Origin of the sequence: Rhizobium sp. 32-5/1, from assembly GCF_029537235.1 — a bacterium.
Classification (GTDB): domain Bacteria; phylum Pseudomonadota; class Alphaproteobacteria; order Rhizobiales; family Rhizobiaceae; genus Pararhizobium.
This window is the reverse complement of the sequence record NZ_CP120638.1, coordinates 191,783-212,879: the sequence shown is the minus strand read 5'-3', so window position 1 is coordinate 212,879 and position 21,097 is coordinate 191,783. Positions and strand designations below refer to the sequence as shown.

At 59.3% G+C, this 21,097-nt stretch carries 19 protein-coding genes and 2 pseudogenes; 12 read left to right on the top strand and 9 right to left on the bottom strand.

Annotation, left to right across the window (positions count from 1 at the left end; all coding sequences use genetic code 11):
• Positions 1-130 precede the first annotated feature (130 nt).
• Positions 131-403, top strand: a complete 273-nt coding sequence (locus P6U16_RS01065; protein WP_277702282.1) for a hypothetical protein — start codon at positions 131-133, stop codon at positions 401-403.
• A gap of 127 nt (positions 404-530) precedes the next feature.
• Positions 531-1,160 (top strand): invasion associated locus B family protein, encoded by a 630-nt coding sequence (locus P6U16_RS01060; protein WP_277702281.1) that lies wholly within the window; start codon positions 531-533, stop codon positions 1,158-1,160.
• Between the two features lie 77 nt (positions 1,161-1,237).
• Here the strand turns inward: P6U16_RS01060 and hspQ are convergent, their stop codons facing one another.
• Positions 1,238-1,567: a heat shock protein HspQ gene (hspQ, locus tag P6U16_RS01055; RefSeq protein ID WP_277703962.1), complete on the bottom strand. Its 330-nt coding sequence runs from the start codon at positions 1,565-1,567 to the stop codon at positions 1,238-1,240.
• A gap of 208 nt (positions 1,568-1,775) precedes the next feature.
• On the opposite strand from hspQ, the gene P6U16_RS01050 reads away from it, so the two are divergent.
• Entirely contained in the window at positions 1,776-2,786 is a 1,011-nt protein-coding gene (locus P6U16_RS01050) for a hypothetical protein (protein WP_277702280.1), read from the top strand.
• 49 nt (positions 2,787-2,835) lie between these two features.
• Positions 2,836-3,879 (top strand): TAXI family TRAP transporter solute-binding subunit, encoded by a 1,044-nt coding sequence (locus tag P6U16_RS01045; protein ID WP_277702279.1) that lies wholly within the window; start codon positions 2,836-2,838, stop codon positions 3,877-3,879.
• A gap of 103 nt (positions 3,880-3,982) precedes the next feature.
• Here P6U16_RS01045 and glnA read toward each other — a convergent pair whose 3' ends face one another.
• Complete coding sequence (gene glnA / locus P6U16_RS01040) at positions 3,983-5,392, bottom strand: type I glutamate--ammonia ligase (protein ID WP_277702278.1); 1,410 nt, start codon at positions 5,390-5,392, stop codon at positions 3,983-3,985.
• A 54-nt stretch (positions 5,393-5,446) separates the two neighbouring features.
• Entirely contained in the window at positions 5,447-5,785 is a 339-nt protein-coding gene (locus P6U16_RS01035) for a P-II family nitrogen regulator (RefSeq protein WP_018324798.1), read from the bottom strand.
• A gap of 338 nt (positions 5,786-6,123) precedes the next feature.
• On the opposite strand from P6U16_RS01035, the gene P6U16_RS01030 reads away from it, so the two are divergent.
• On the top strand, positions 6,124-7,602 hold the full coding sequence (locus P6U16_RS01030) for an NAD(P)H-hydrate dehydratase (RefSeq protein ID WP_277702277.1): 1,479 nt from the start codon (positions 6,124-6,126) through the stop codon (positions 7,600-7,602).
• 6 nt (positions 7,603-7,608) lie between these two features.
• Here the strand turns inward: P6U16_RS01030 and P6U16_RS01025 are convergent.
• A pseudogene (locus P6U16_RS01025) lies at positions 7,609-8,411 on the bottom strand (DUF72 domain-containing protein).
• Between the two features lie 22 nt (positions 8,412-8,433).
• Positions 8,434-11,353 (bottom strand): annotated as a pseudogene (uvrA, locus tag P6U16_RS01020) (excinuclease ABC subunit UvrA).
• Positions 11,354-11,623: 270 nt separating this feature from the next.
• Here uvrA and P6U16_RS01015 point away from each other — a divergent pair.
• On the top strand, positions 11,624-12,148 hold the full coding sequence (locus P6U16_RS01015; protein ID WP_277702276.1) for a single-stranded DNA-binding protein: 525 nt from the start codon (positions 11,624-11,626) through the stop codon (positions 12,146-12,148).
• Positions 12,149-12,236: 88 nt separating this feature from the next.
• Here the strand turns inward: P6U16_RS01015 and P6U16_RS01010 are convergent, their stop codons facing one another.
• Entirely contained in the window at positions 12,237-12,866 is a 630-nt protein-coding gene (locus P6U16_RS01010; RefSeq protein ID WP_277702275.1) for a MarC family protein, read from the bottom strand.
• Between the two features lie 232 nt (positions 12,867-13,098).
• Here P6U16_RS01010 and gyrA point away from each other — a divergent pair, with 232 nt between their 5' ends.
• On the top strand, positions 13,099-15,882 hold the full coding sequence (gyrA, locus tag P6U16_RS01005; protein ID WP_277702274.1) for a DNA gyrase subunit A: 2,784 nt from the start codon (positions 13,099-13,101) through the stop codon (positions 15,880-15,882).
• 213 nt (positions 15,883-16,095) lie between these two features.
• Here the strand turns inward: gyrA and P6U16_RS01000 are convergent, their stop codons facing one another.
• Together P6U16_RS01000 and P6U16_RS00995 are read right to left on the bottom strand one after the other, a co-directional pair.
• Complete coding sequence (locus tag P6U16_RS01000; protein ID WP_277702273.1) at positions 16,096-16,254, bottom strand: hypothetical protein; 159 nt, start codon at positions 16,252-16,254, stop codon at positions 16,096-16,098.
• Between the two features lie 11 nt (positions 16,255-16,265).
• A complete protein-coding gene (locus P6U16_RS00995) occupies positions 16,266-16,388 on the bottom strand; it encodes a hypothetical protein (protein ID WP_277702272.1) in 123 nt (40 codons plus the stop codon).
• A 225-nt stretch (positions 16,389-16,613) separates the two neighbouring features.
• On the opposite strand from P6U16_RS00995, the gene coaD reads away from it, so the two are divergent.
• From coaD to tgt, 5 genes are all read left to right on the top strand, one after another.
• Positions 16,614-17,108, top strand: a complete 495-nt coding sequence (coaD, locus tag P6U16_RS00990; RefSeq protein WP_277702271.1) for a pantetheine-phosphate adenylyltransferase — start codon at positions 16,614-16,616, stop codon at positions 17,106-17,108.
• 34 nt (positions 17,109-17,142) lie between these two features.
• Positions 17,143-17,712 (top strand): peptidylprolyl isomerase, encoded by a 570-nt coding sequence (locus tag P6U16_RS00985; RefSeq protein ID WP_277702270.1) that lies wholly within the window; start codon positions 17,143-17,145, stop codon positions 17,710-17,712.
• Between the two features lie 27 nt (positions 17,713-17,739).
• Positions 17,740-18,249 (top strand): peptidylprolyl isomerase, encoded by a 510-nt coding sequence (locus P6U16_RS00980; RefSeq protein ID WP_277702269.1) that lies wholly within the window; start codon positions 17,740-17,742, stop codon positions 18,247-18,249.
• A gap of 91 nt (positions 18,250-18,340) precedes the next feature.
• Positions 18,341-19,420 (top strand): tRNA preQ1(34) S-adenosylmethionine ribosyltransferase-isomerase QueA, encoded by a 1,080-nt coding sequence (queA, locus tag P6U16_RS00975; RefSeq protein ID WP_277702268.1) that lies wholly within the window; start codon positions 18,341-18,343, stop codon positions 19,418-19,420.
• Positions 19,417-20,547, top strand: a complete 1,131-nt coding sequence (tgt, locus tag P6U16_RS00970; protein WP_277702267.1) for a tRNA guanosine(34) transglycosylase Tgt — start codon at positions 19,417-19,419, stop codon at positions 20,545-20,547. Before queA ends, tgt begins: the two co-directional genes overlap by 4 nt.
• A gap of 9 nt (positions 20,548-20,556) precedes the next feature.
• On the opposite strand, the gene P6U16_RS00965 is transcribed toward tgt, so the two are convergent.
• Entirely contained in the window at positions 20,557-20,976 is a 420-nt protein-coding gene (locus P6U16_RS00965) for a DUF4864 domain-containing protein (protein WP_277702266.1), read from the bottom strand.
• Positions 20,977-21,097 lie beyond the last annotated feature (121 nt).

Here is a 21,097-nt window from a genome sequence, read left to right as displayed (position 1 = left end):
GTCGAGCATGCCGCGCGCCGTGGTGCGCATGCTTTTCAGGATGAAGGGGTTGAGGCTGTCAAACGTGCCGATCACGCCATAGGCTATCTTGCCGCCCTTCTTGACGGCTGGATTGGCGTAGGGAAAATTCTTGAAATCGGCGGGCAAGGCGGGTTGCCCGTGCATCGCTAAACCGTGGACCGGTTCAGCCCGCGCTGCCGCTGTGCCGCCAAAGGTCAAACACAAGGAGACCAAACCCAACAACAATGCGCGCAAATCCGCCTCCCACTTCCCGACCGTTTTCCTGATTCCCCGCAAATTATCACGATGCGAGACATTTCCAACCGTTGGCACTTTTAATTTGCCTATCGGGTTTGGTAAAAAATGGAAGGAAAGGCTGGATATCCGCGCCAACGCATTGTAACAGGTGTCTCCGGAGAGAGGGGTCATGCAATTGCCTTATTTTCCCAACAGGGAAGCGGGCAATCGACCTCATAGGGCGAGCGGCACCAGACTGCTCAGGGACCGGAATTCAGGAGACGGATATCGTTATGATCTTCAAATCAAACTTCACGAGCAAGCTGGCCTTGTCCGCATTCGCGCTTTCGGTTGCCGCAGCGGCCGCTCCAACTGCGTCCTTTGCCCAGCAGGCCCAGGGCAAACCGCCGCAAGGCTGGTTTAAGGTCTGCACCAAACAGGAAGACAACGATGTCTGCATCGTTCAGAACCTTCTGACCGCCAACAATGGCCAGTTGATCACCGCTGTTGGCCTCATCACCGTGCAGGGCAAGGTCAACCGCAAGATCATGCAGGTGTCGGTTCCTTCGGCCCGCCTCATTCCGCCGGGAATCCAGATGCAGATCGACGGTGGCAAGGGTGTAAAGCTCGACTACGCCATCTGCATGCCGGACAAGTGCGTCGCCGAAGTGCCGCTCAGCGATGCAACGATTGCCAACCTGAAGAAGGGCAGCGAAGTGGTTTTCACTTCGGCCAATTTCCAGCGCGCACCAAACCCGATCAAGATGTCTCTCGAAGGCTTCACCGGAGTTTTCGATGGCGAGCCGATCGAACAATCCAAGCTGGAAGAGCGCCAGCGCCTTCTGCAGGAAGAAATGCAGAAGAAGGCTGAAGACGCCCGCAAGAAGCTGGAAGAAGCTCAGAAGGCTGCAAAAGCCAACTGATAAGTCGGCATAGTTCGATAGAAAAACCCGGTCACGCAGGCGTGGCCGGGTTTTTTATTGTCAAAATTGGCGGATTCTTAATGCTGTACGACAGCCTTCGGCTTGTACTGTCCGACAGCCTCTGCATCAAAAAACGCATTCACCTGGGAGTGGCGAAGCGGCAGGCCGCTTTCGTCGGAAATCAGATTCTGCTCTGAAACATAGGCGACATATTCCGTCTCCTCGTTCTCGGCCAAAAGGTGATAGAAGGGCTGGTCCTTGCTCGGGCGAATCTCGCTTGGGATTGCGTTCCACCACTCTTCCGTATTGGAAAACTCCGGATCGACATCAAAAATAACGCCACGGAACGGGAAAATCCTGTGGCGGACAACCTGGCCAATCTGAAATTTTGCATCTCTCTGTTTCATCATGATAGGTTCCTTTCGCCTTATTATGTGGTGTTTTTTGCCCAAACATCAATAGTGACGCCTGCTTGAGGTTGATCACCGCGGTTACTTGCCTCGTCTCTGATTTCGTCGTACCTCAGGAATAACAGCAAACAGAGGGGGCCGCGATATGAGCAATCAATGGGGGCGCGACAACCAGCCGCGGACCGGCGGGTCTCCTGGATTTCTGTTGCCCGCATTCCTTTGCTTGGTCATCGTTGGCGGCGGTGTGTATCTTTGGTTCGCGCGGCAGACGATGCAGGCCGAAATTGCTGCGGTGAACCTCGAGAACATCGATCTCACCACGGCGATCGGCAAGCTCACGGCGGAGCGTGACAAGCTTGCCAAGGATATGAAGACCTTCCGAGAGAACTCCGGTGATTGGGCGGGTGAGCTGGAAAAGGAGTTTGCAGAGCTGAAGCTCAATGAAGTGCCGAAACTCAATCGGCTGCTCGATAAGCGCGATGCCGATATTTCCGAGCTCGAAAGGCAGTTTGCCGATCTGAAATCGCAATCGGCCAAGGCGGCTGACGACTACGCTGGAACGATTGCCAAGATCAGCGGCGAACTGGAATCGTCTAAGCAGACCGTGCAGTCTCTTGAAAAGCGGGTCCGGGATATCGATGCGGAACGCCGGAACTTAAGCGGCGATCTGGCCGCCGCCCAGAACCTGGCGGCAAAGACCGCCGAGGAGCGCGACCGGGCGCAAAAGGCGGTGGTCCTGCAGTCCCAAGAGGCGGAGACGGCGATTGCCGCGTTGAAAGCGGAGATCGGAAAATCCCGGGACAGCGCCATTTCCACGCTTGAGGCTGCGCTTGCCGATGAGCGCCGCAAGGTCGCTGCTCTGGAGGCAAGGCTCGCCGCGGCAAATCGTGCGACGGAAACTCCGGCATCTACAGAGACAGGCGCAAACACGACCGTTGTGCCCGAAAGCCAACCTGTCACAACCAGCCGGGATCCTGCAAGCCAAGTGAAGGTGGTTGATGAACCGCCTGTTTTAAAAGCGCGCCTTGAAGCGTCCGTTGAAACAGCGCTTCGACTGACGCCGGGTTTGGGCAATCTCGATGCCGAGAAGACGGCGGGGTTGAAGGAAAAGCTTGTTTCCGGCACCTGTGTGACCGAGGCTCTGGAGAGTGTTTTCGAGCGGGTGCCTGTGATTGTCATGCGCAATCTGATGCGCGACCTGAAGAGCGATTGCTGATAGAGTTCAGGCACGCCAAGCGTTTATGCCATCATTGCAGGAGAAGCCCATGGGCCTGAGACGGATTGTTGCCACCGCCCTATTGTCACTCGTGGTTGGCCTTGCGCCGGCATCGGCTGCCGAATTCGAAAAGAACATCATGACCGGCGGACCGCAGGGCACCTATATCCAGATCGGCCGCGACGTTGCCACGATCGGCAAGACTTGCGGGCTGACCCTCAATGTCAAGGAATCGGCCGGATCGCTCGAAAATTTCGTCGGCGTGCGCAACCGCCGCAACACCCAGTTCGGTATCGTCCAGAGCGATGTGCTGGAATATCTAAAAACCTTCGAGGCAGGGGATGCCGAGGTGCAGCAGGCGGTGCGCGGCGTGCGCATCATGTTCCCGCTTTACAATGAAGAAATCCATGTTCTGGCGCGCAAGGACATTGCCGGTATGAAGGATCTGTCCGGCAAGAAGGTTGCAATTGGCGTCAAGGACAGCGGTACGTTCCTGACGGCCTCGCTCATTCTCGATATTCTGCAGGTGAAGACCGGCGAACGCGTGCCGCTCAATCCCGACGCGGCCTTGCCGAAACTGGTTTCCGGTGAGATCGACGCCTTCTTCTATGTGGCGGGAGCTCCGGCGGCGCTCTTCACGAAAAATCCGATCGATGGTGCGAAATTCCATCTTCTGCCGATCACCGAGGCACCGCTGCTGGCGACCTATACCCCGTCGCGCATCAATGCAGGGACCTATTCTTTCCAGCAGGCCGCGGTCGATCTGATCGCCGTGAAAGCGGTGATGATGACTTTTGACTACGACGTCAAGCGCAACGCATATCAGCGAGAAAGCTGCAATGCCGTGTCGGACTTCTCCAGTCTCATCATAAACAATCTGGACAAGCTGCAGGCGACCGGGCATCCGAAATGGAAGGATGTCGACCTGACCGCGCTGCCGCCGGGGTGGCAGGTCGGCGTCTGTGTGAAGGCCGGTATGGCGATGGATTACAAGCCGAAATGTACCGCTGCAATCGAGGAGCCGACGGCCGAAACGAACGATGTCAATGAGGAATACCTCAATCTCCTCAAGCAACGCCTGAAGCAGAATTAAAAGCCGCTTTTAATATCCAAATCAAAAATGCCCGGCTTCGCGAGAGGCCGGGCATTTTTGTATGTCGGACCCGTCGCGCGACGGGTCACGGTGGCTGGGGCCGTTAGGACGAGTAGTACATGTCGTACTCGACCGGGTGCGGCGTCATTTCGAAACGCATGACTTCGGCCATCTTCAGCTCGATGAAGCTGTCGATCTGGTCGTCGTCGAACACGCCGCCGGCGGTCAGGAACTTGCGATCCTTGTCGACGCTTTCGAGCGCTTCACGCAGCGAACCGCAAACCGTCGGGATCTTCTTCAGTTCCTTCGGCGGCAGGTCGTAAAGATCCTTGTCCATGGCCTTGCCGGGATGGATCTTGTTCTTGATACCATCAAGGCCGGCCATGAGCATGGCGGCGAAGGCGAGGTACGGATTTGCCATCGGATCCGGGAACCGAACTTCGACGCGCTTTGCCTTCGGGTTCGAGCCGAACGGAATGCGGCACGATGCGGACCGATTGCGGGCGGAGTAGGCCAAAAGGACCGGCGCTTCATAACCGGGCACAAGGCGCTTGTAGGAATTCGTCGAGGGATTGGTGAAGGCATTCAGCGCCTTGGCATGCTTGATGATGCCGCCGATGAAGAACAGGCAGCTTTCCGACAGACCGGCATATTCGTCGCCGGCGAAGGTCGGCTTGCCGTCCTTCCAGATCGACAGATGCACGTGCATGCCCGAGCCGTTGTCGCCGAAAATCGGCTTCGGCATGAAGGTTGCTGTCTTGCCATAGGCATTGGCGACCTGATGCACGACGTACTTGTAGATCTGCATCTTGTCGGCATTGCGGGTCAGGTGATCGAACTTGACGCCAAGCTCGTGCTGGGCGGCGGCCACTTCATGGTGATGCTTTTCGACGACGACGCCCATTTCCGACAGGACCGTCAGCATTTCGGAGCGCATGTCCTGGGCGCTGTCGATCGGCGGAACCGGGAAATAGCCGCCCTTGACGCGCGGGCGGTGACCGAGGTTGCCTGTTTCGTAGTCGGTGTCATCGTTCGACGGCAGTTCGGTCGAGTCGAGCTTGAAGCCCGTGTTGTACGGGTCGGCCTTGTACTTGACGTCGTCGAAGACGAAGAATTCGGCTTCCGGGCCAACGAAGATCGTGTCGCCGATGCCGGATGCCTTGAGATAGGCTTCGGCCTTTTTGGCAGTGGTGCGCGGATCGCGGTTATAGGCTTCGCCGGAAACCGGATCGAGAATGTCGCAGATGAGGACCATCGTCGACTGGGCGAAGAAGGGGTCCATATGCGCCGTCTCGACATCCGGCATCAGCACCATGTCGGATTCGTTGATGGCCTTCCAGCCGGCGATCGAGGATCCGTCGAACATGACGCCATCGGCAAACATGTCTTCGTCGACGCAGACGACGTCCATCGTCACGTGCTGCAGCTTTCCCTTTGGATCGGTAAAGCGCAGGTCGACGAATTTCACGTCGTTATCCTTGATCTGCTTCAGAATATCTTTTGCAGTCGTCATTTTCTTATATCCCTTTTACGATGACCATATGGAAAGCCCGGCCAAGCCAGGCAACTAGATGGCGTCGATGCCGGTTTCGCCCGTGCGAATCCGGATGACTTCCTCTATGTTGGAGACGAAGATTTTCCCGTCGCCAATACGCCCTGTCTGGGCAGCGTTGCGAATGGCCTCGATTACGGCCTCCGCATTTTCGTCTGCCAGCACGACCTCGACTTTCACCTTCGGCAGGAAGTCGACGACATATTCCGCCCCGCGATAAAGCTCGGTATGGCCCTTCTGGCGTCCAAAACCCTTCGCTTCGGTGACGGTGATACCCTGCAGGCCAACTTCCTGAAGAGCTTCCTTCACTTCATCGAGCTTGAAGGGCTTGATGATCGCTTCGATCTTTTTCATGAGAAAATGTCTCTCCGCTTCTTTCGTTAAAGCAGGAACATCCCCGCCCGCCCACAAATATGCACTTTGCATGCCAGACTCGCCAAATGACGAGCAGATTTGGGCAAAATCCTCCTGCGCTGGCGAGATCATCTGCTATTTCGAGGAAAAAACCAGACGATTTTGCCAATTTTGTGCAAATTCCCGGAAAACAATGGGGACGTCAAGGGCATGTAGTGCTGTGATTATTTGTTAAGCATCATATTTGTGCGTAAATATGTGCAAATGCACAATAATTGAACATTTTTGGTGCAGCAACATCCTTGTTTTCGCCTCTCGGTTCGATAGATTGATGAAATATGAGCCCGAACCTTGTCTCTGCAGTCATATCGCCTACGGAAATGGCTGCGATCGACAAAGCCGCGGCCGCGTCGGGCCTCGACAGTTTCGGCTTGATGGCGGCGGCCGGTTCGGCAGTTGCTGCGGCAGCTCTCAGGCACTTTCCGGACGCGCTGCGGTTTGTGGTCCTCTGCGGTCCGGGCAACAATGGCGGCGACGGCTACATTGCCGCGGCTCGAATTGCCGAGAGCGGTGCAGGCACCGCTGTATTTGCTCTGGGTGATCCGCTTTCACTCCGCGGGGATGCCGCACGCGCGCATGACCAATGCCCGCTAAAACCTGCGCTGCTTGCTTCATTTATACCCTTGCCGGGGGACGTAATCATCGACGCGCTGTTCGGGGCAGGGCTTTCGCGCAGTGTTCCTGACGAAGTCGCCACCGTCATGCGGCATGTTACTGCATTGGACCTGCCGGTGCTTGCCGTCGATCTGCCCTCCGGCGTCGATGGCCGTACGGGTGGCGTGCTGGGGGAAAGTTTTGCGGCATGCCGGACGGTCACCTTCGTTGCCCGCAAACCCGGCCACCTGCTTCTGCCAGGTCGCACGCTCTGCGGCGCGCTCGAGGTGATCGATATCGGCATTCCGCAGCGGATCGTCGATGCCCATCACGGCAGTCTGCGGGAAAACACGCCGCAAATCTGGCGCAAACAGGCGACAGTTCTCGACGCTTCGGCGCATAAATACAAACGCGGCCATTTGGCAGTCTTTTCCGGTGGGCCGCTATCGACGGGTGCTGCCCGGCTGTCTGCAAGCGCTGGCTTGGCCTCCGGCGCCGGTCTCGTGACATTGGCAACGCCGGACGCCGCCGTACCGGCCAATGCCGCGCATCTGACTGCCGTGATGCTGAAAATGGTCGAGACTGCTTCCGATCTCAAAACCTGGCTGGAAGACAAGCGCATCAGCGCTTTCGTGCTCGGACCTGCCTTCGGCGATATGGCAAAGGCACACGAATATGTCGCTCTGCTGCGGAATCGTCACTTGGTGCTCGATGCAGACGGCATCACGGCGTTTAGAGATGATCCGGAGGCGCTGTTCGATCTTTTCGCCGAAGGTACGACACGGCTGGTGATGACGCCGCATGATGGTGAATTTGCGCGGCTGTTTCCGGACCTAGCAAAGAATCCGGCGCTCTCAAAGGTCGAGCGGGCCATTGCCGCCGCCCGCCGCAGCCATGCCGTCATCGTCTTCAAGGGTGCGGATACGGTGATTGCCGACCCGGACGGTCGTGCCGTGATCAACACCAACGCGCCGCCATGGCTTGCCACCGCCGGTTCCGGCGATGTGCTGGCCGGCATCATCGGCGCCCATCTGGCGCAGGGCATGCCGGCCTTTGAATCCGCCGCGGCCGGGGTCTGGCGCCACGGCGAGGCTGGCAAAGAAGCGGGCGAGGGGCTGACGGCCGAAACGCTGGTACAGGCTATCCGGCCGCTGCACCCATAAGCGCTGTCAATCCACTCGCTTCTGCAAAGCCCGCGCGCCGTTCGGCGCATTGACCTTGCCCTCGGTGATGAAGAAGGCATAGACGTCGCGCGGCTTGTTCTCGATCGAGCGATCGGGATCGGCATGGGCGAGATCGGCGATATCTCCCCTTCGGACCATGCCTTCAGCCGCTTGGCCCATAGATCCAGCCGCTGTTCGTCGTAACAGGTCTCCACATCATCGCTGCCCGTCTGCAGCCGCGCATAAACGAAGTCACCGGTCACATCGGCGATCATCGGATACTCCGCGTGGTCGGCACAGACGACGGCGACCTTGTGCTTGGCGAGCAGGTTCGTGAATTCCGGGACGCGGAAAGACTCATGGCGCACCTCGACCACATGGCGCAGCGTCAGGCCATCCTGCTTTTCCGGCAGCAACGCCAGAAAGGCGCCGAAATCGTCCGCGTCGAATTTCTTGGTCGGCATGAACTGCCAGAGGATCGGCCCCAGATGCGGTCCCAGTTCTGTCAAACCCTGGCCGAGAAATCGTTCGATCGATTCTCCTGCTTCCGCCAGCACCTTCTTGTTGGTGGCAAATCGGCTGGCCTTCAGTGAAAAGACGAAATCGTCAGGCACTTCGGAGGCCCATTTGGCAAAGGTCTCGGGCTTCTGCGAGCCATAATAGGTGCCGTTGACCTCGATCACCTTCAACTGGCTGCTGGCATATTCCAACTGCCGCTTCTTCGACAGTTTCTCAGGGTAGAAAGTCCCCTCCCAGGGATCAAACGTCCAGCCGCCGATACCGCAACGGATCGTTCCGGATTTGCTCATGTGTTGCCTCCCGCCTTCGTTGTCACTCGGCCGCTTCCGCCTTACGGATCGGCCGGCGTTCCAGCAGCTCCTTGAGAAACGCACCAGTATGGGAACGTGTTTCCTTGACGATCTGCTCGGGCGTGCCGACCGCCACGACTTCGCCGCCGCCATCGCCGCCTTCCGGGCCGAAATCGATCACCCAGTCGGCGGTTTTAACGACCTCCAGATTGTGCTCGATGACGACGACCGTATTGCCCTGGTTGACCAGTTCGTGCAGCACTTCCAGAAGCTTGGCGACATCGTGGAAATGCAGGCCTGTGGTCGGCTCGTCCAGGATATAGAGCGTGCGGCCGGTGGACCGCTTCGACAGTTCCTTGGCCAGCTTGATGCGCTGGGCTTCGCCCCGGACAGCGTATTGGCCTGCTGGCCGACCTTGATATAGCCGAGGCCGACGCCGGCAAGCGCCTGCAGCTTGTCGCGCACGGCGGGCACGGCTGCGAAGAATTCGACGCCTTCCTCGACAGTCATGTCGAGCACGTCGGCGATCGACTTGCCCTTGAAATGCACGTCGAGCGTTTCGCGGTTGTAACGCTTGCCGTGGCAGACGTCGCAGGTGACGTAGACATCCGGCAGGAAGTGCATCTCGATCTTGATGACGCCGTCGCCCTGACAGGCCTCGCAGCGTCCGCCCTTGACGTTGAAGGAGAAGCGGCCCGGCTGGTAGCCGCGCGTCTTTGCTTCCGGCAGGCCGGCAAACCAGTCGCGGATGGGTGTGAAGGCGCCGGTATAGGTGGCCGGGTTGGAGCGCGGCGTGCGGCCAATCGGCGACTGGTCGATATCTATGACCTTGTCGATATGCTCGAAGCCGTCGATCCGGTCGTGTTCGGCCGGATTTTCGCGCGCCCCCATGATGCGCCGCGCCGCCGACTTGTAGAGCGTCTCGATCAGGAAGGTCGACTTTCCGCCACCCGAAACGCCCGTGACCGCCGTGAAAATGCCGAGCGGAATGGAGGCCGTGACATTCTTGAGATTGTTGGCGCGGGCGCCGACGACGGTGATTTCCTTTTCTTTTTCGCTTTGCGTCGCTCTGCCGGTACGGCAACCGACAGTTCGCCGGACAGATATTTGCCGGTCAGCGACTTCGGATTGGCCAGAATTTCCGCCGGCGTCCCCTGCGCCACCACTTCGCCACCATGAATACCGGCCGCCGGTCCGATGTCGACAACGTAGTCGGCCGTCATGATCGCGTCTTCGTCATGCTCCACCACGATCACAGTGTTGCCAATATCGCGCAGGTGGCGCAGCGTATCGAGCAGGCGGGCATTGTCGCGCTGGTGCAGACCGATCGAGGGCTCGTCCAGCACGTACAGCACGCCTGTAAGCCCCGAGCCAATCTGCGAGGCGAGACGAATACGCTGGCTCTCCCCGCCCGAAAGCGTACCGGAATTGCGCGACAGGCTCAGATATTCAAGCCCCACATCATTGAGAAAGCGCAGACGCTCGCGGATTTCCTTGAGGATGCGAACCGCGATCTCGTTCTGCTTGGCGTTCATATGGCCCGGCAGCGCCTCGAACCAGTCGCGTGCAATGCGGATCGACATCTGCGTGACTTGGCCGATCTGCAGCTTGTTAATCTTCACCGCCAGCGCTTCCGGCTTCAGACGGAAACCGTTGCAGGCCGGGCAGGGCGCGGCCGACATGTAGCGTTCGATTTCCTCACGCGCCCAGGCGCTGTCGGTTTCCTTCCAGCGCCGCTCGAGATTCGGCACGATGCCTTCGAAAGTCTTGGTGGTGTTGTAGGAGCGGGCGCCGTCCTCGTAATGGAAGACGATCTTTTCCTCTGTGCCATGCAGGATCGCATGCTGGGCCTTCTCGGACAGCTCCGTCCATTTGCTTGACAGCTTGAAGCCGAAGGCCTTGCCGAGCGCTTCGAGCGTCTGGTTGTAATAGGGTGAGGACGACTTCGCCCAGGGGGCGATGGCGCCGTTCTTCAGCGTGCGCTCAGGCTCCGGAACGATCATCGCCTCATCGATCTTCTGCTGGCTGCCGAGACCGTCGCAGGTCGGGCAGGCGCCGAAGGGATTGTTGAACGAGAACAGCCGCGGTTCGATTTCCGGAATGGTGAAACCGGATACGGGGCAAGCGAATTTTTCCGAGAACATCACGCGCTCATGCGTATCGTTCAGCGATTTGTTGGCTGATCCGCCGGCAGAGGTTTCCTCCGGCGGCAAGGGCTTGTCGGCGAACTCGGCGATCGCCAGGCCATCGGCAAGCCGCAGGCAGGTCTCGAGACTGTCGGCAAGCCGCGCAGTCAGGTCCGAGCGGACAACAACGCGATCAACCACGACATCAATATCGTGCTTGTATTTCTTGTCCAGCACCGGCGCTTCGGCAATCTCGTAGAATTGTCCGTCGATCTTGACGCGCTGGAAGCCCTTCTTCATCAGATCGGCGAGTTCCTTCTTGTACTCGCCCTTGCGGCCGCGCACGATCGGCGCGAGGATATAAAGACGTGTGCCCTCGCCGAAATCGACAACGCGGTCGACCATCTGGCTGACGGTCTGGCTTTCGATCGGCAGCCCTGTCGCCGGCGAATAGGGCACGCCGACGCGGGCGAACAAGAGACGCATGTAGTCGTAGATTTCCGTAACCGTGCCGACCGTCGAGCGCGGGTTGCGCGAGGTCGTCTTCTGCTCGATCGAAATCGCCGGCGACAGGCCGTCGATCTGATCGACGTCCGGCTTCTGCATCATTTCCAGAAACTGGCGGGCATAGGCCGACAGGCTCTCGACATAGCGGCGCTGACCTTCCGCATAGATCGTGTCGAAGGCGAGCGACGACTTGCCGGAGCCCGACAGGCCGGTCATCACGATAAGCTTGTTGCGCGGCAGGTCGAGATCGATGCCCTTGAGATTGTGCTCGCGCGCGCCGCGGATGGAAATGGTCTCGAGTTTGCTCATCGTGCTCAGCTCTTGGTGTTCCTGGAAAGCTTCCTATTTAAGGACGGCAGAGCGCATGTCGAGGCGCAATGGCAAAATCAGATGGGCTTTCCGAGTCGGTTGACAGGATAATAGGGATTTACTAGAACAAATAAAGAACAAATATTGCAAATCTGTTGTGGATTGTCCGACTTGCTGGGCGTATCCCCGGCTGTCAGCCGTTAAGATGCGCATTCTCAAATTTTGGCGGCCGGAGCTTTTGCCTCTGGCGGGATGAACAGGAAAAGCGAGATGGCTGGTAGTGTCAACAAGGTGATTTTGATCGGGAACCTCGGGGCCGACCCGGAAATCCGTCGCACGCAGGACGGCAAGCCGATCGCCAACCTCAACATCGCCACGTCCGAATCCTGGCGCGACCGCAATTCCGGCGAACGCAAGGAAAAGACCGAATGGCATCGTGTGGTGATCTTCAATGAAGGTCTCTGCAAGGTCGCCGAGCAATATCTGAAAAAGGGCGCAACGGTTTACATCGAGGGCCAGCTGCAGACCCGCAAGTGGCAGGACAAGGACGGCCAGGATCGTTATTCGACCGAAGTTGTGCTCCAGGGCTTCAATTCGACGCTGACCATGCTTGGCGGTCGTGGCGACGGACAGGGTGCGGGCGCGTCTCGCGGCGGCTCCGACTATGGCAGCAGCGCCGGCGGCAATTTCGGCGGCGGCGATGACTACGATCGTCCCTCGGCTCCAGCCGGTCGCTCCAGCGGCTCCAGCAACGCCAACTTCTCGCGCGACATGGATGATGACATCCCGTTCTGATCCGGTTTTATAATTTAAGCGAAGAAGGGCCGGGTAACTGGCCCTTTTTATGTTTGGTGGCTCCGACATTTTGACGCCGCTGACACCGTCAGCCCTGCATCGTCGACTTGATGCCGTCCACCACGAACTGCACGGCGAGCGCAGCAAGGATGACGCCGAGCAGGCGGGTCAGGATCGCGCGCCCGGTTGCCCCCAGGAAGCGGTCGATCCGCTCTGCGATGACGAGAAATGCAAACAGGATCGCCACGCAGACTGCGAGCACGACGAGAAGCTGAAGCCTGTCGAAGGTCGAGGAAAAGGTGCCCGACAGAAGAATGGTCGCGGAAATCGCGCCGGGGCCTGCGATCAGGGGCAGGGCAAGGGGAAACACCGCAAGATTGCGGATGTGGTCGAGGGTAACAGCGGTTTCCCCGGTCTTTTCCTTTCGCTCGTTGCGCTTCTCGAAGATCATCTCAAAAGCAATCCAGAAGAGAAGAAGGCCGCCGGCAATCCGGAAAGCGCCGATCGAGATGCCGAGCAGCCCGAGGATGCCGTTGCCGAACAGGGCGAAGGCGGACAGGATCAGGAAGGCGATCAGCGATCCGCGGCTGGCCACCTGAAAGCGTTGCGCGCGGGTCATGCCAACCGTCAGGCTGAGAAAGATCGGCGCCAATCCCGGCGGGTCGATGGTCACCAGGATGGTTGTCAGCGCATTGATCAAGAGATCGACATTGAACATCCGGGTTCCCCTCTCGGATTGATGTCCGTTGTCCGGACTTGTGCGCAATTGTTAAGCGAGTGGACCTTGGATGGAAAGAGCGCTAATCAGGGGCAGAGGCTTTTGCCATCGGATTGTGCGGCCTTCATCCGATGCGTCAAAAGCTGTTCAAAACCCCGCGCCGAAATTGGCGCTGGCCGGTGCATTCGGCTATAAAAATCTGTCTGATTCTTAACAAAGATCGTGATCACAATTGACTGAACAAAGCACACCCGGCGGCGGCAAGAACCCACCAGGCATCGAGCCTATTTCCATCATGGAAGAAATGCAGCGGTCGTATCTCGATTACGCGATGAGCGTTATCGTCAGCCGCGCGCTTCCCGATGTCCGAGATGGCCTGAAGCCCGTCCACAGGCGCATCCTTTACGGGATGAACGAGCTTGGGCTGGACTGGAACAAGAAATACGTAAAGTGCGCCCGCGTCACGGGTGACGTGATGGGTAAATATCACCCGCATGGCGACTCGGCGATCTACGACGCACTGGCTCGTATGGCCCAGCCATGGTCGTTGCGCATGCCGCTGATCGACGGTCAGGGCAATTTCGGCTCGATCGACGGCGACCCGCCAGCCGCCCAGCGCTACACAGAATGCCGGCTCGAAAAGGCTGCGCATGCGCTCCTTGACGATCTCGACAAGGAAACCGTCGATTTCCGCGATAACTATGACGGCACCATGTCCGAACCCGTCGTGGTTCCAGCCAAGTTCCCCAACCTTTTGGTCAATGGCGCCGGCGGCATCGCGGTCGGCATGGCGACGAATATTCCGCCGCACAATCTGGTCGAAGTGATCAATGGCTGCATCGCGCTGATCGACGAGCCGGGGATCGAACTGCCGCAACTGATGGAGATCATCCCGGGTCCGGATTTCCCGACCGGCGCCTTCATTCTCGGCCGCTCGGGCGTGCGTTCCGCCTACGAGACCGGCCGTGGCTCGGTCATCATGCGCGGCCGCGCCACCATCGAGCCGATGCGCGGCGACCGCGAGCAGATCATCATCACCGAAGTTCCCTTCCAGGTGAACAAGGCGACGATGATCGAGAAGATGGCCGAACTGGTCAAGGACAAGCGCATCGAGGGCATTTCCGACCTGCGCGACGAATCCGACCGCCAGGGCTACCGCGTCGTCGTCGAACTGAAGCGCGATGCCAATGCCGAGGTAATCCTCAACCAGCTTTATCGCTACACGCCGCTGCAGACCTCCTTCGGCTGCAACATGGTGGCGCTGAATGGCGGCAAGCCGGAGCAGATGACGCTGCTCGACATGCTGCGCGCATTTGTGTCATTTCGCGAGGATGTCGTTAGCCGGCGTACGAAATATCTTTTGCGCAAGGCCCGCGACCGCGCCCACGTCCTGGTCGGTCTCGCCATCGCCGTTGCCAATATCGACGAGATCATCAAGCTGATCCGCAGTGCGCCGGATCCGGCAACCGCGCGCGAGCAATTGATGACGCGCCGCTGGCCGGCGGCCGATGTCGAAAGCCTGATCCGCCTGATCGACGATCCGCGTCACCGGATCAACGATGACCTGACCTACAATCTCTCGGAAGAGCAGGCCCGCGCGATCCTCGAACTGCGCCTTGCCCGCCTGACGGCGCTGGGTCGCGACGAAATCGGCGACGAACTGAACAAGATCGGCGCTGAGATCAGCGACTACCTCGACATCCTGTCGTCGCGCATCCGCATCATGACCATCGTCAAGGACGAGCTTGCTGCCGTCCGCGACGAATTCGGCACGCCCCGGCGTACCGAGATCATGGAAGGCGGTCCGGATATGGACGACGAGGACCTGATCGCCCAGGAAGACATGGTCATCACCGTCTCCCATCTCGGCTACATCAAGCGCGTGCCGCTGGCGACCTATCGCGCCCAGCGTCGCGGCGGCAAGGGCCGCTCGGGCATGGCCACGCGTGACGAGGATTTCGTCACGCGCCTGTTCGTCGCAAACACGCATACGCCGATGCTGTTCTTCTCGTCACGCGGCATCGTCTACAAGGAAAAGGTCTGGCGCCTGCCGATCGGCACGCCGCAGTCGCGTGGCAAGGCGCTGATCAACATGCTGCCGCTGGAGCCCGGCGAACGCATTACCACGATCATGCCGCTGCCCGAGGACGAGACGACCTGGGCAAACCTCGACGTCATGTTCTCGACGACGCGCGGCACCGTCCGGCGCAACAAGCTGTCGGACTTCGTCCAGGTCAATCGCAATGGCAAGATCGCCATGAAGCTCGAGGAAGAGGGCGATGAAATCCTGTCCGTCGAGACCTGCACGGAACATGACGATGTGCTTCTGACGACGGCGCTAGGCCAGTGCATCCGCTTCTCTGTCGATGACGTGCGCGTCTTTGCCGGCCGCAACTCGATCGGCGTTCGCGGCATAACGCTGGGCGAAGGCGACCGGATCATCTCGATGACCATTGTCGGCCATGTCGATGCCGAGCCGTGGGAGCGTGCAGCCTACCTGAAGCGCGCTGCGGCCGAGCGTCGTGCGGCGACCGGCGAAGATGAGGAAATCGCACTGGTCGGCGAGGAGGTCGCGGAAGAGGGCGAACTCACCAATGAACGCTACGAGGAACTGAAGGCCCGTGAACAGTTCGTGTTGACGGTTTCGGTCAAGGGCTTCGGCAAGCGCTCCTCGACCTACGACTTCCGCACTTCGGGCCGCGGCGGCAAGGGCATCCGTGCCACCGATACCTCGAAAACCGGCGAGATCGGCGAACTCGTCGCTGCCTTCCCGGTCGAGGACACGGATCAGATCATGCTGGTTTCCGATGGCGGCCAGCTCATCCGCGTTCCCGTCGGCGGCATCCGCCTCGCCAGCCGCGCCACCAAGGGCGTGACGATCTTCTCGACTGCCAAGGATGAGAAGGTTGTGTCTGTCGAACGGATTTCCGAGCCGGAGCCTGAAGAGGACGAGGAAGTCGCTGCTGTTGCAGACCTGCCGGAAGGCGAGACTGCACCGGACACCTCGGCGGAATAGTTTGGTACGAACGATAGTCAGCGTAAACATGAAAACCGGGCGGTCATATCGCCCGGTTTTTCGCGTTTCAGAACGGATTTGCGGCGGATCACAAAAAATGACAAAGAAAAACCGGACTGGCAGGGGAACCGTCCGGTTTTCAATTCCAACAGCGGCTGGAGGTTCGCTGTCGGTCGTTCGAAACTTTTGACACGAGATCAGGTGGTTGATTGATCAAACGCTGAACCCACCAATGTCCCGGCGCGTGTCTTTCATACTCATCGTGTCTTTCATACTCATCCTGTCGCGTTTCAGCTCGAGGATGGTTTTGGCAAAATCAAACAGGAACACGATACTAATCAGTGCGGATACCAACATCATGACAATTGCCATCGGCATCCCTTTCACTTCATCAGATTGTGCTGACGCATGGCGCCGTTCTCCGCACGCGATTCATTGCGGATCGCGTTAACAGTTGCGAAGATCATGGTGAAAAACATTGTGATCGACAGAAGAAGAATTGCCATAGCCGTGATCCTTTCAGCTGAGTAACGGTGTCGTTTGCAAAAAGTTCCGGTCGCTGTTGTTGCTGTTTTAAGAAAGTCTGTTTGAAGCGATCATGAACATGTCCTTCATATAAAGTTCATCGTGCAGGCCTGTTGTTTCCGGGGAACATGGCTTTGCCGTTTCAAGCCTCCCTTGCGGTTGTGCGCCGTCCATGACAAAAGGCTGTCCAAATGGAAAAGGGCGCAATGAACACTGCTTTTTACCCAGGATCGTTTGATCCCATGACGAACGGCCATCTCGACGTGCTGGTTCAGGCCCTGAACGTGTCGGCACAGGTCATCGTCGCGATCGGCATCCATCCCGGAAAAGTGCCGTTGTTCACCTTCGAGGAACGGGCGGCTCTCATCCGTCAATCGCTGGCCGAATTCCTGCCGGGCAGGGCGGGCGATATTTCGGTTGTCTCCTTCGACACGCTCGTGGTCGATGCAGCGCGTGCCCATGGCGCGTCGCTTTTGGTGCGTGGCCTGCGCGATGGAACGGATCTCGACTATGAGATGCAGATGGCCGGCATGAACCGCCAGATGGCGCCGGATATCCAGACCCTGTTTCTTCCGGCCGGAACGGCCTCGCGGCCCATTACCGCCACATTGGTCCGCCAGATCGCGGCCATGGGTGGCGATGTTTCCGCCTTCGTGCCGAAAGTCGTCCACTCTGCGCTTGCCGCAAAACGCAAATCCTGACGCGTTGTTTCACACCATCTTCACGGGAGTTACCATGAAAATCCTCCAAATCGCTTTCGCCGGCGCGCTGCTCGCGGCATCCTTCGCTGGTTCCGCCTACGCCCAGGCAAAGGAATATCTGACGATCGCGCTGAAGGACGGCCCTGTCGTCATCGAACTGCGTCCGGACCTCGCGCCCAAGCACGTGGCCCGCATCAAGGAACTGGCGGAAGCCGGCGAATATAACAATGTCGCCTTCCACCGCGTTATCCCGGGCTTCATGGCCCAGACCGGCGACGTGCAGTACGGCAATATGGAGAAGGACTTCAAGGGCGACATGGCCGGCATGGGCGGCTCCTCGAAGCCGGACGTCGAGGCCGAGTTCAGCCAGGAGCCCTTTGCTCGCGGCACGGTCGGCATGGCCCGCAGCCAGGATCCGAACTCTGCTAATTCCCAGTTTTTCATCATGTTCGCACCAGGCGATTTCCTGAACGGCCAGTACACGGTCGTCGGTCAGGTCGTCGAGGGCATGGAGAATGTCGACAAGATCAAGAAGGGCGATGAAGCCAATAATGGCTCCGTCACCGATCCCGACCGGATGATCAGCGTCAAGGTCGGCAAGTAAGAATATCTACAACACAAGGAGAAAACCATGGCCGAGATCAAGGATCCCGAAAACACCGTCATCCTCGAAACCACGAAGGGGCAGGTCGTTATTCAGCTTCTGCCGGACCTGGCGCCGGGCCACGTTGCCCGCATCAAGGAACTCTGCGCTGAGGGCGCCTATGACGGCGTCGTCTTCCACCGCGTCATCGACGACTTCATGGCGCAGACTGGCGATGTGCAGTTCGGCAAGAAAGGCGGCAAGGACTTCAACCCGGCCCGCGCCGGCATGGGCGGCTCCGACAAGCCGGACCTGAAGGCCGAATTTTCCGCGACAAGCCATGTGCGCGGTACCTGCTCCATGGCCCGCAGCCAGATGCCGAACTCGGCCAATTCGCAGTTCTTCATCTGCTTCACCGACAGCCCGTGGCTGAACAAGCAGTATTCGGTCTGGGGCCAAGTCATCGAAGGCATGGACAATGTCGACAAGCTGAAGCGCGGCGAGCCGGTCAAGGATCCCGACAGCATTGTTTCGATGAAGCTTGCTGCCAACGCCTGATTCAAGATAAGCCAACAACCCGTCCCGGATCGCCTTGAAGGGCGCCGGGGCGGGTTTCCTGTTTAAATAAGCCTGTTTTAGAAGACTGCAGATGCGCGTCGATCTTTTCGATTTCGATCTTCCTGAGGACAATATCGCACTGCGGCCCGCAAGCCCGCGTGACAGCGCCCGGCTGCTCGTCGTGCATCCGGGCGAAGCGCTGGCTGACCACAGCGTGCTTGACCTGCCGAATTTTCTGCGTGCCGGCGACGCGCTTGTCTTCAACGACACCAAGGTTATTCCGGCGCAACTCGAAGGTTTGCGCAGACGGGACGGGGATGCCGTCTCGCAAGTCTCATTCACGCTGCATATGCGCACCGCGCCCGATTGCTGGAAAGCCTTCGCCCGTCCCGCCAAGCGGCTGAAGGCGGGCGACCGGCTTTCCTTCGGGCATGGCCAGAACAGCTGCATGCTGGGATCGCTCGATGCGACGGTCGAGGAGAAAGGCGAGGCAGGCGAGGTGACGCTGCGCTTCGATCTCGCAGGTCCTGCGCTCGACGAGGCGATCCTTGCCGTCGGCCATGTACCGCTGCCGCCTTACATTGCCTCCAAGCGCCCGGAGGACGAGAAGGACCGCACGGACTACCAGACGGTCTATGCGCGCTCTTCCGGCGCCGTGGCAGCACCCACGGCCGGCCTGCATTTCACCGACCGGCTGTTCGCCTCGCTGGATGCGATCGGCGTCGAGCGCCATTTCGTGACGCTGCATGTTGGCGCCGGCACCTTCCTGCCGATGAAGGCCGCTGATACCGACGATCACGTCATGCACGAGGAGGTCGGTTATGTCAGCGCCGAGACGGCCGCAGCGCTCAATGCGTTGAAGGCGAAGGGCGGGCGCATCGTCTGCGTCGGCACCACCTCCTTGCGGTTGATCGAGAGTGCCGCGCGCGAGGACGGCATGATCGAGCCCTGGTCCGGCCCGACCGGCATCTTCATCACGCCCGGCTACCGCTTTCGCGCCGTCGATGTGTTGATGACCAATTTTCATCTGCCGAAATCGACGCTGTTCATGCTGGTTTCGGCCTTCAGCGGGCTGGAGACGATGCGCGCGGCTTATGCGCACGCGATCGAAACCGGCTACCGCTTCTATTCCTATGGCGATTCCAGCCTGCTTTTCCGGGACAACAGATGACCGAGACGTTTCAGTTCAATCTTCTGGCAACCGACGGCAAGGCGCGCCGCGGAACCGTATCGATGCCGCGCGGCGAAATCCGCACGCCGGCCTTCATGCCGGTTGGCACGGTCGGCACGGTCAAGGCCATGTATCTCGACCAGGTGCGCGAGCTCGGCGCCGATATCATCCTTGGCAACACCTATCACCTGATGCTGCGGCCGGGCGCGGAGCGCGTCGCACGGCTCGGCGGCCTGCATGAGCTGATCCGCTGGCCGCACCCTATCCTCACGGATTCAGGTGGTTTCCAGGTCATGTCGCTCGCCGGTCTGCGCAAGCTCGACGAACAGGGCGTGACGTTCAAATCGCATATCGACGGTTCCTCGCACTATATGTCGCCGGAGCGCTCGATCGAGATCCAGGGCCTGCTCGGCAGCGATATCCAGATGCAGCTCGACGAATGCGTGCGGCTGCCGGCGACGCCAGATGAAATCGAGCGCGCCATGGAAATGTCGCTGCGCTGGGCGGAGCGCTGCAAGACGGCTTTCGGCGACCAGCCGGGCAAGGCGATGTTCGGCATCGTCCAGGGCGGCGACGTGCCGGCTTTGCGCATTCGCTCCGCTGAGGCCTTGGCGGCACTCGATCTCAAGGGCTATGCGGTCGGTGGCCTTGCTGTTGGCGAGCCGCAGGATGTCATGCTGGAGATGCTCGACATCACGCTTCCGGCACTGCCACAGAACAAGCCGCGCTACCTGATGGGCGTCGGCACGCCTGATGATATCATCAAATCTGTGGCCCGCGGCATCGACATGTTCGACTGCGTGATGCCGACCCGCGCCGGCCGCCATGGGCTGGCCTTCACCCGCCGCGGCCGCGTCAACCTGCGCAATGCCCGCCATGCGGAAGATATGCGCCCGCTGGACGAGCAATCATCCTGCCCGGCGGCGTGCGACTATTCGCGCGCTTATCTGCACCACCTGATCCGCGCCGACGAATCGCTCGGCGGCATGCTGCTGACCTGGAACAATCTCGCCTACTACCAGGACCTTATGAAGGGCATTCGTGCCGCGATCGAGGAGGGCCGCTTCCAGTCCTTCATGGAAGAGACGCAGGAAGAGTGGGCGCGCGGCGATCTGAAGCCGGTATAGCGGCCGGTCTCAAATCTCGGGGCCGGGCGCCTGCTGCAGCATCTGCACGCCGTTGATCTTGTATGACCCGTCCGGCTGCCTGACGACGTAATAAAGCGCCGTCCAGTCCTTGCCGTCAGGGCCGGAAATCAGCACTTCCTGAACGACGGTATCGCCATCGATCTTGCTGCGGCCGAAGGCGAAATTGCCGGGACGATAGACCGGCGTATAGCCACGCTTGACCATGTCGAAGAAGATGCTCTGATCGGGGAACTTGCCCTTGATCTGCGGCGAGGCGAAGGAATAGGCGGTTGCTGCGTCGTCGTTCAGGAAGGCGGCGATCTGGTCCTGAATGATCGTCTGGGCCGTATCCACCGGCTCAGCGGCGGAAGATACACCGGCGCTCATCAGGAAAATCGCAAAGGCGGACGTGAGGACTGCACGGTGCATGGCAAGCGCTCCTTGTTTGGTCTTCAGGATAGCGGGACCGCGCCGCTTGGAAAGCGTGACGGTTTTCAAGCGGTATCGGCAATCCAAGTGGTTCAAACTTTATTTTAGCAAAAACAGACTG

Bases quoted from the DNA above. Each gene is read 5' to 3' on its own strand.
- P6U16_RS00965 (WP_277702266.1), bottom strand. From the start codon at position 20,976: ATGCACCGTGCAGTCCTCACGTCCGCCTTTGCGATTTTCCTGATGAGC.
- hspQ (WP_277703962.1), bottom strand. From the start codon at position 1,567: ATGAAACAGAGAGATGCAAAATTTCAGATTGGCCAGGTTGTCCGCCAC.
- P6U16_RS01030 (WP_277702277.1), top strand. From the start codon at position 6,124: ATGAGCCCGAACCTTGTCTCTGCAGTCATATCGCCTACGGAAATGGCT.
- P6U16_RS01035 (WP_018324798.1), bottom strand. From the start codon at position 5,785: ATGAAAAAGATCGAAGCGATCATCAAGCCCTTCAAGCTCGATGAAGTG.
- coaD (WP_277702271.1), top strand. From the start codon at position 16,614: ATGAACACTGCTTTTTACCCAGGATCGTTTGATCCCATGACGAACGGC.
- glnA (WP_277702278.1), bottom strand. From the start codon at position 5,392: ATGACGACTGCAAAAGATATTCTGAAGCAGATCAAGGATAACGACGTG.
- P6U16_RS01010 (WP_277702275.1), bottom strand. From the start codon at position 12,866: ATGTTCAATGTCGATCTCTTGATCAATGCGCTGACAACCATCCTGGTG.
- P6U16_RS00985 (WP_277702270.1), top strand. From the start codon at position 17,143: ATGAAAATCCTCCAAATCGCTTTCGCCGGCGCGCTGCTCGCGGCATCC.
- P6U16_RS01045 (WP_277702279.1), top strand. From the start codon at position 2,836: ATGGGCCTGAGACGGATTGTTGCCACCGCCCTATTGTCACTCGTGGTT.
- P6U16_RS01015 (WP_277702276.1), top strand. From the start codon at position 11,624: ATGGCTGGTAGTGTCAACAAGGTGATTTTGATCGGGAACCTCGGGGCC.
- P6U16_RS00995 (WP_277702272.1), bottom strand. From the start codon at position 16,388: ATGGCAATTCTTCTTCTGTCGATCACAATGTTTTTCACCATGATCTTC.
- P6U16_RS01060 (WP_277702281.1), top strand. From the start codon at position 531: ATGATCTTCAAATCAAACTTCACGAGCAAGCTGGCCTTGTCCGCATTC.
- tgt (WP_277702267.1), top strand. From the start codon at position 19,417: ATGACCGAGACGTTTCAGTTCAATCTTCTGGCAACCGACGGCAAGGCG.
- queA (WP_277702268.1), top strand. From the start codon at position 18,341: ATGCGCGTCGATCTTTTCGATTTCGATCTTCCTGAGGACAATATCGCA.
- P6U16_RS01000 (WP_277702273.1), bottom strand. From the start codon at position 16,254: ATGGCAATTGTCATGATGTTGGTATCCGCACTGATTAGTATCGTGTTC.
- P6U16_RS00980 (WP_277702269.1), top strand. From the start codon at position 17,740: ATGGCCGAGATCAAGGATCCCGAAAACACCGTCATCCTCGAAACCACG.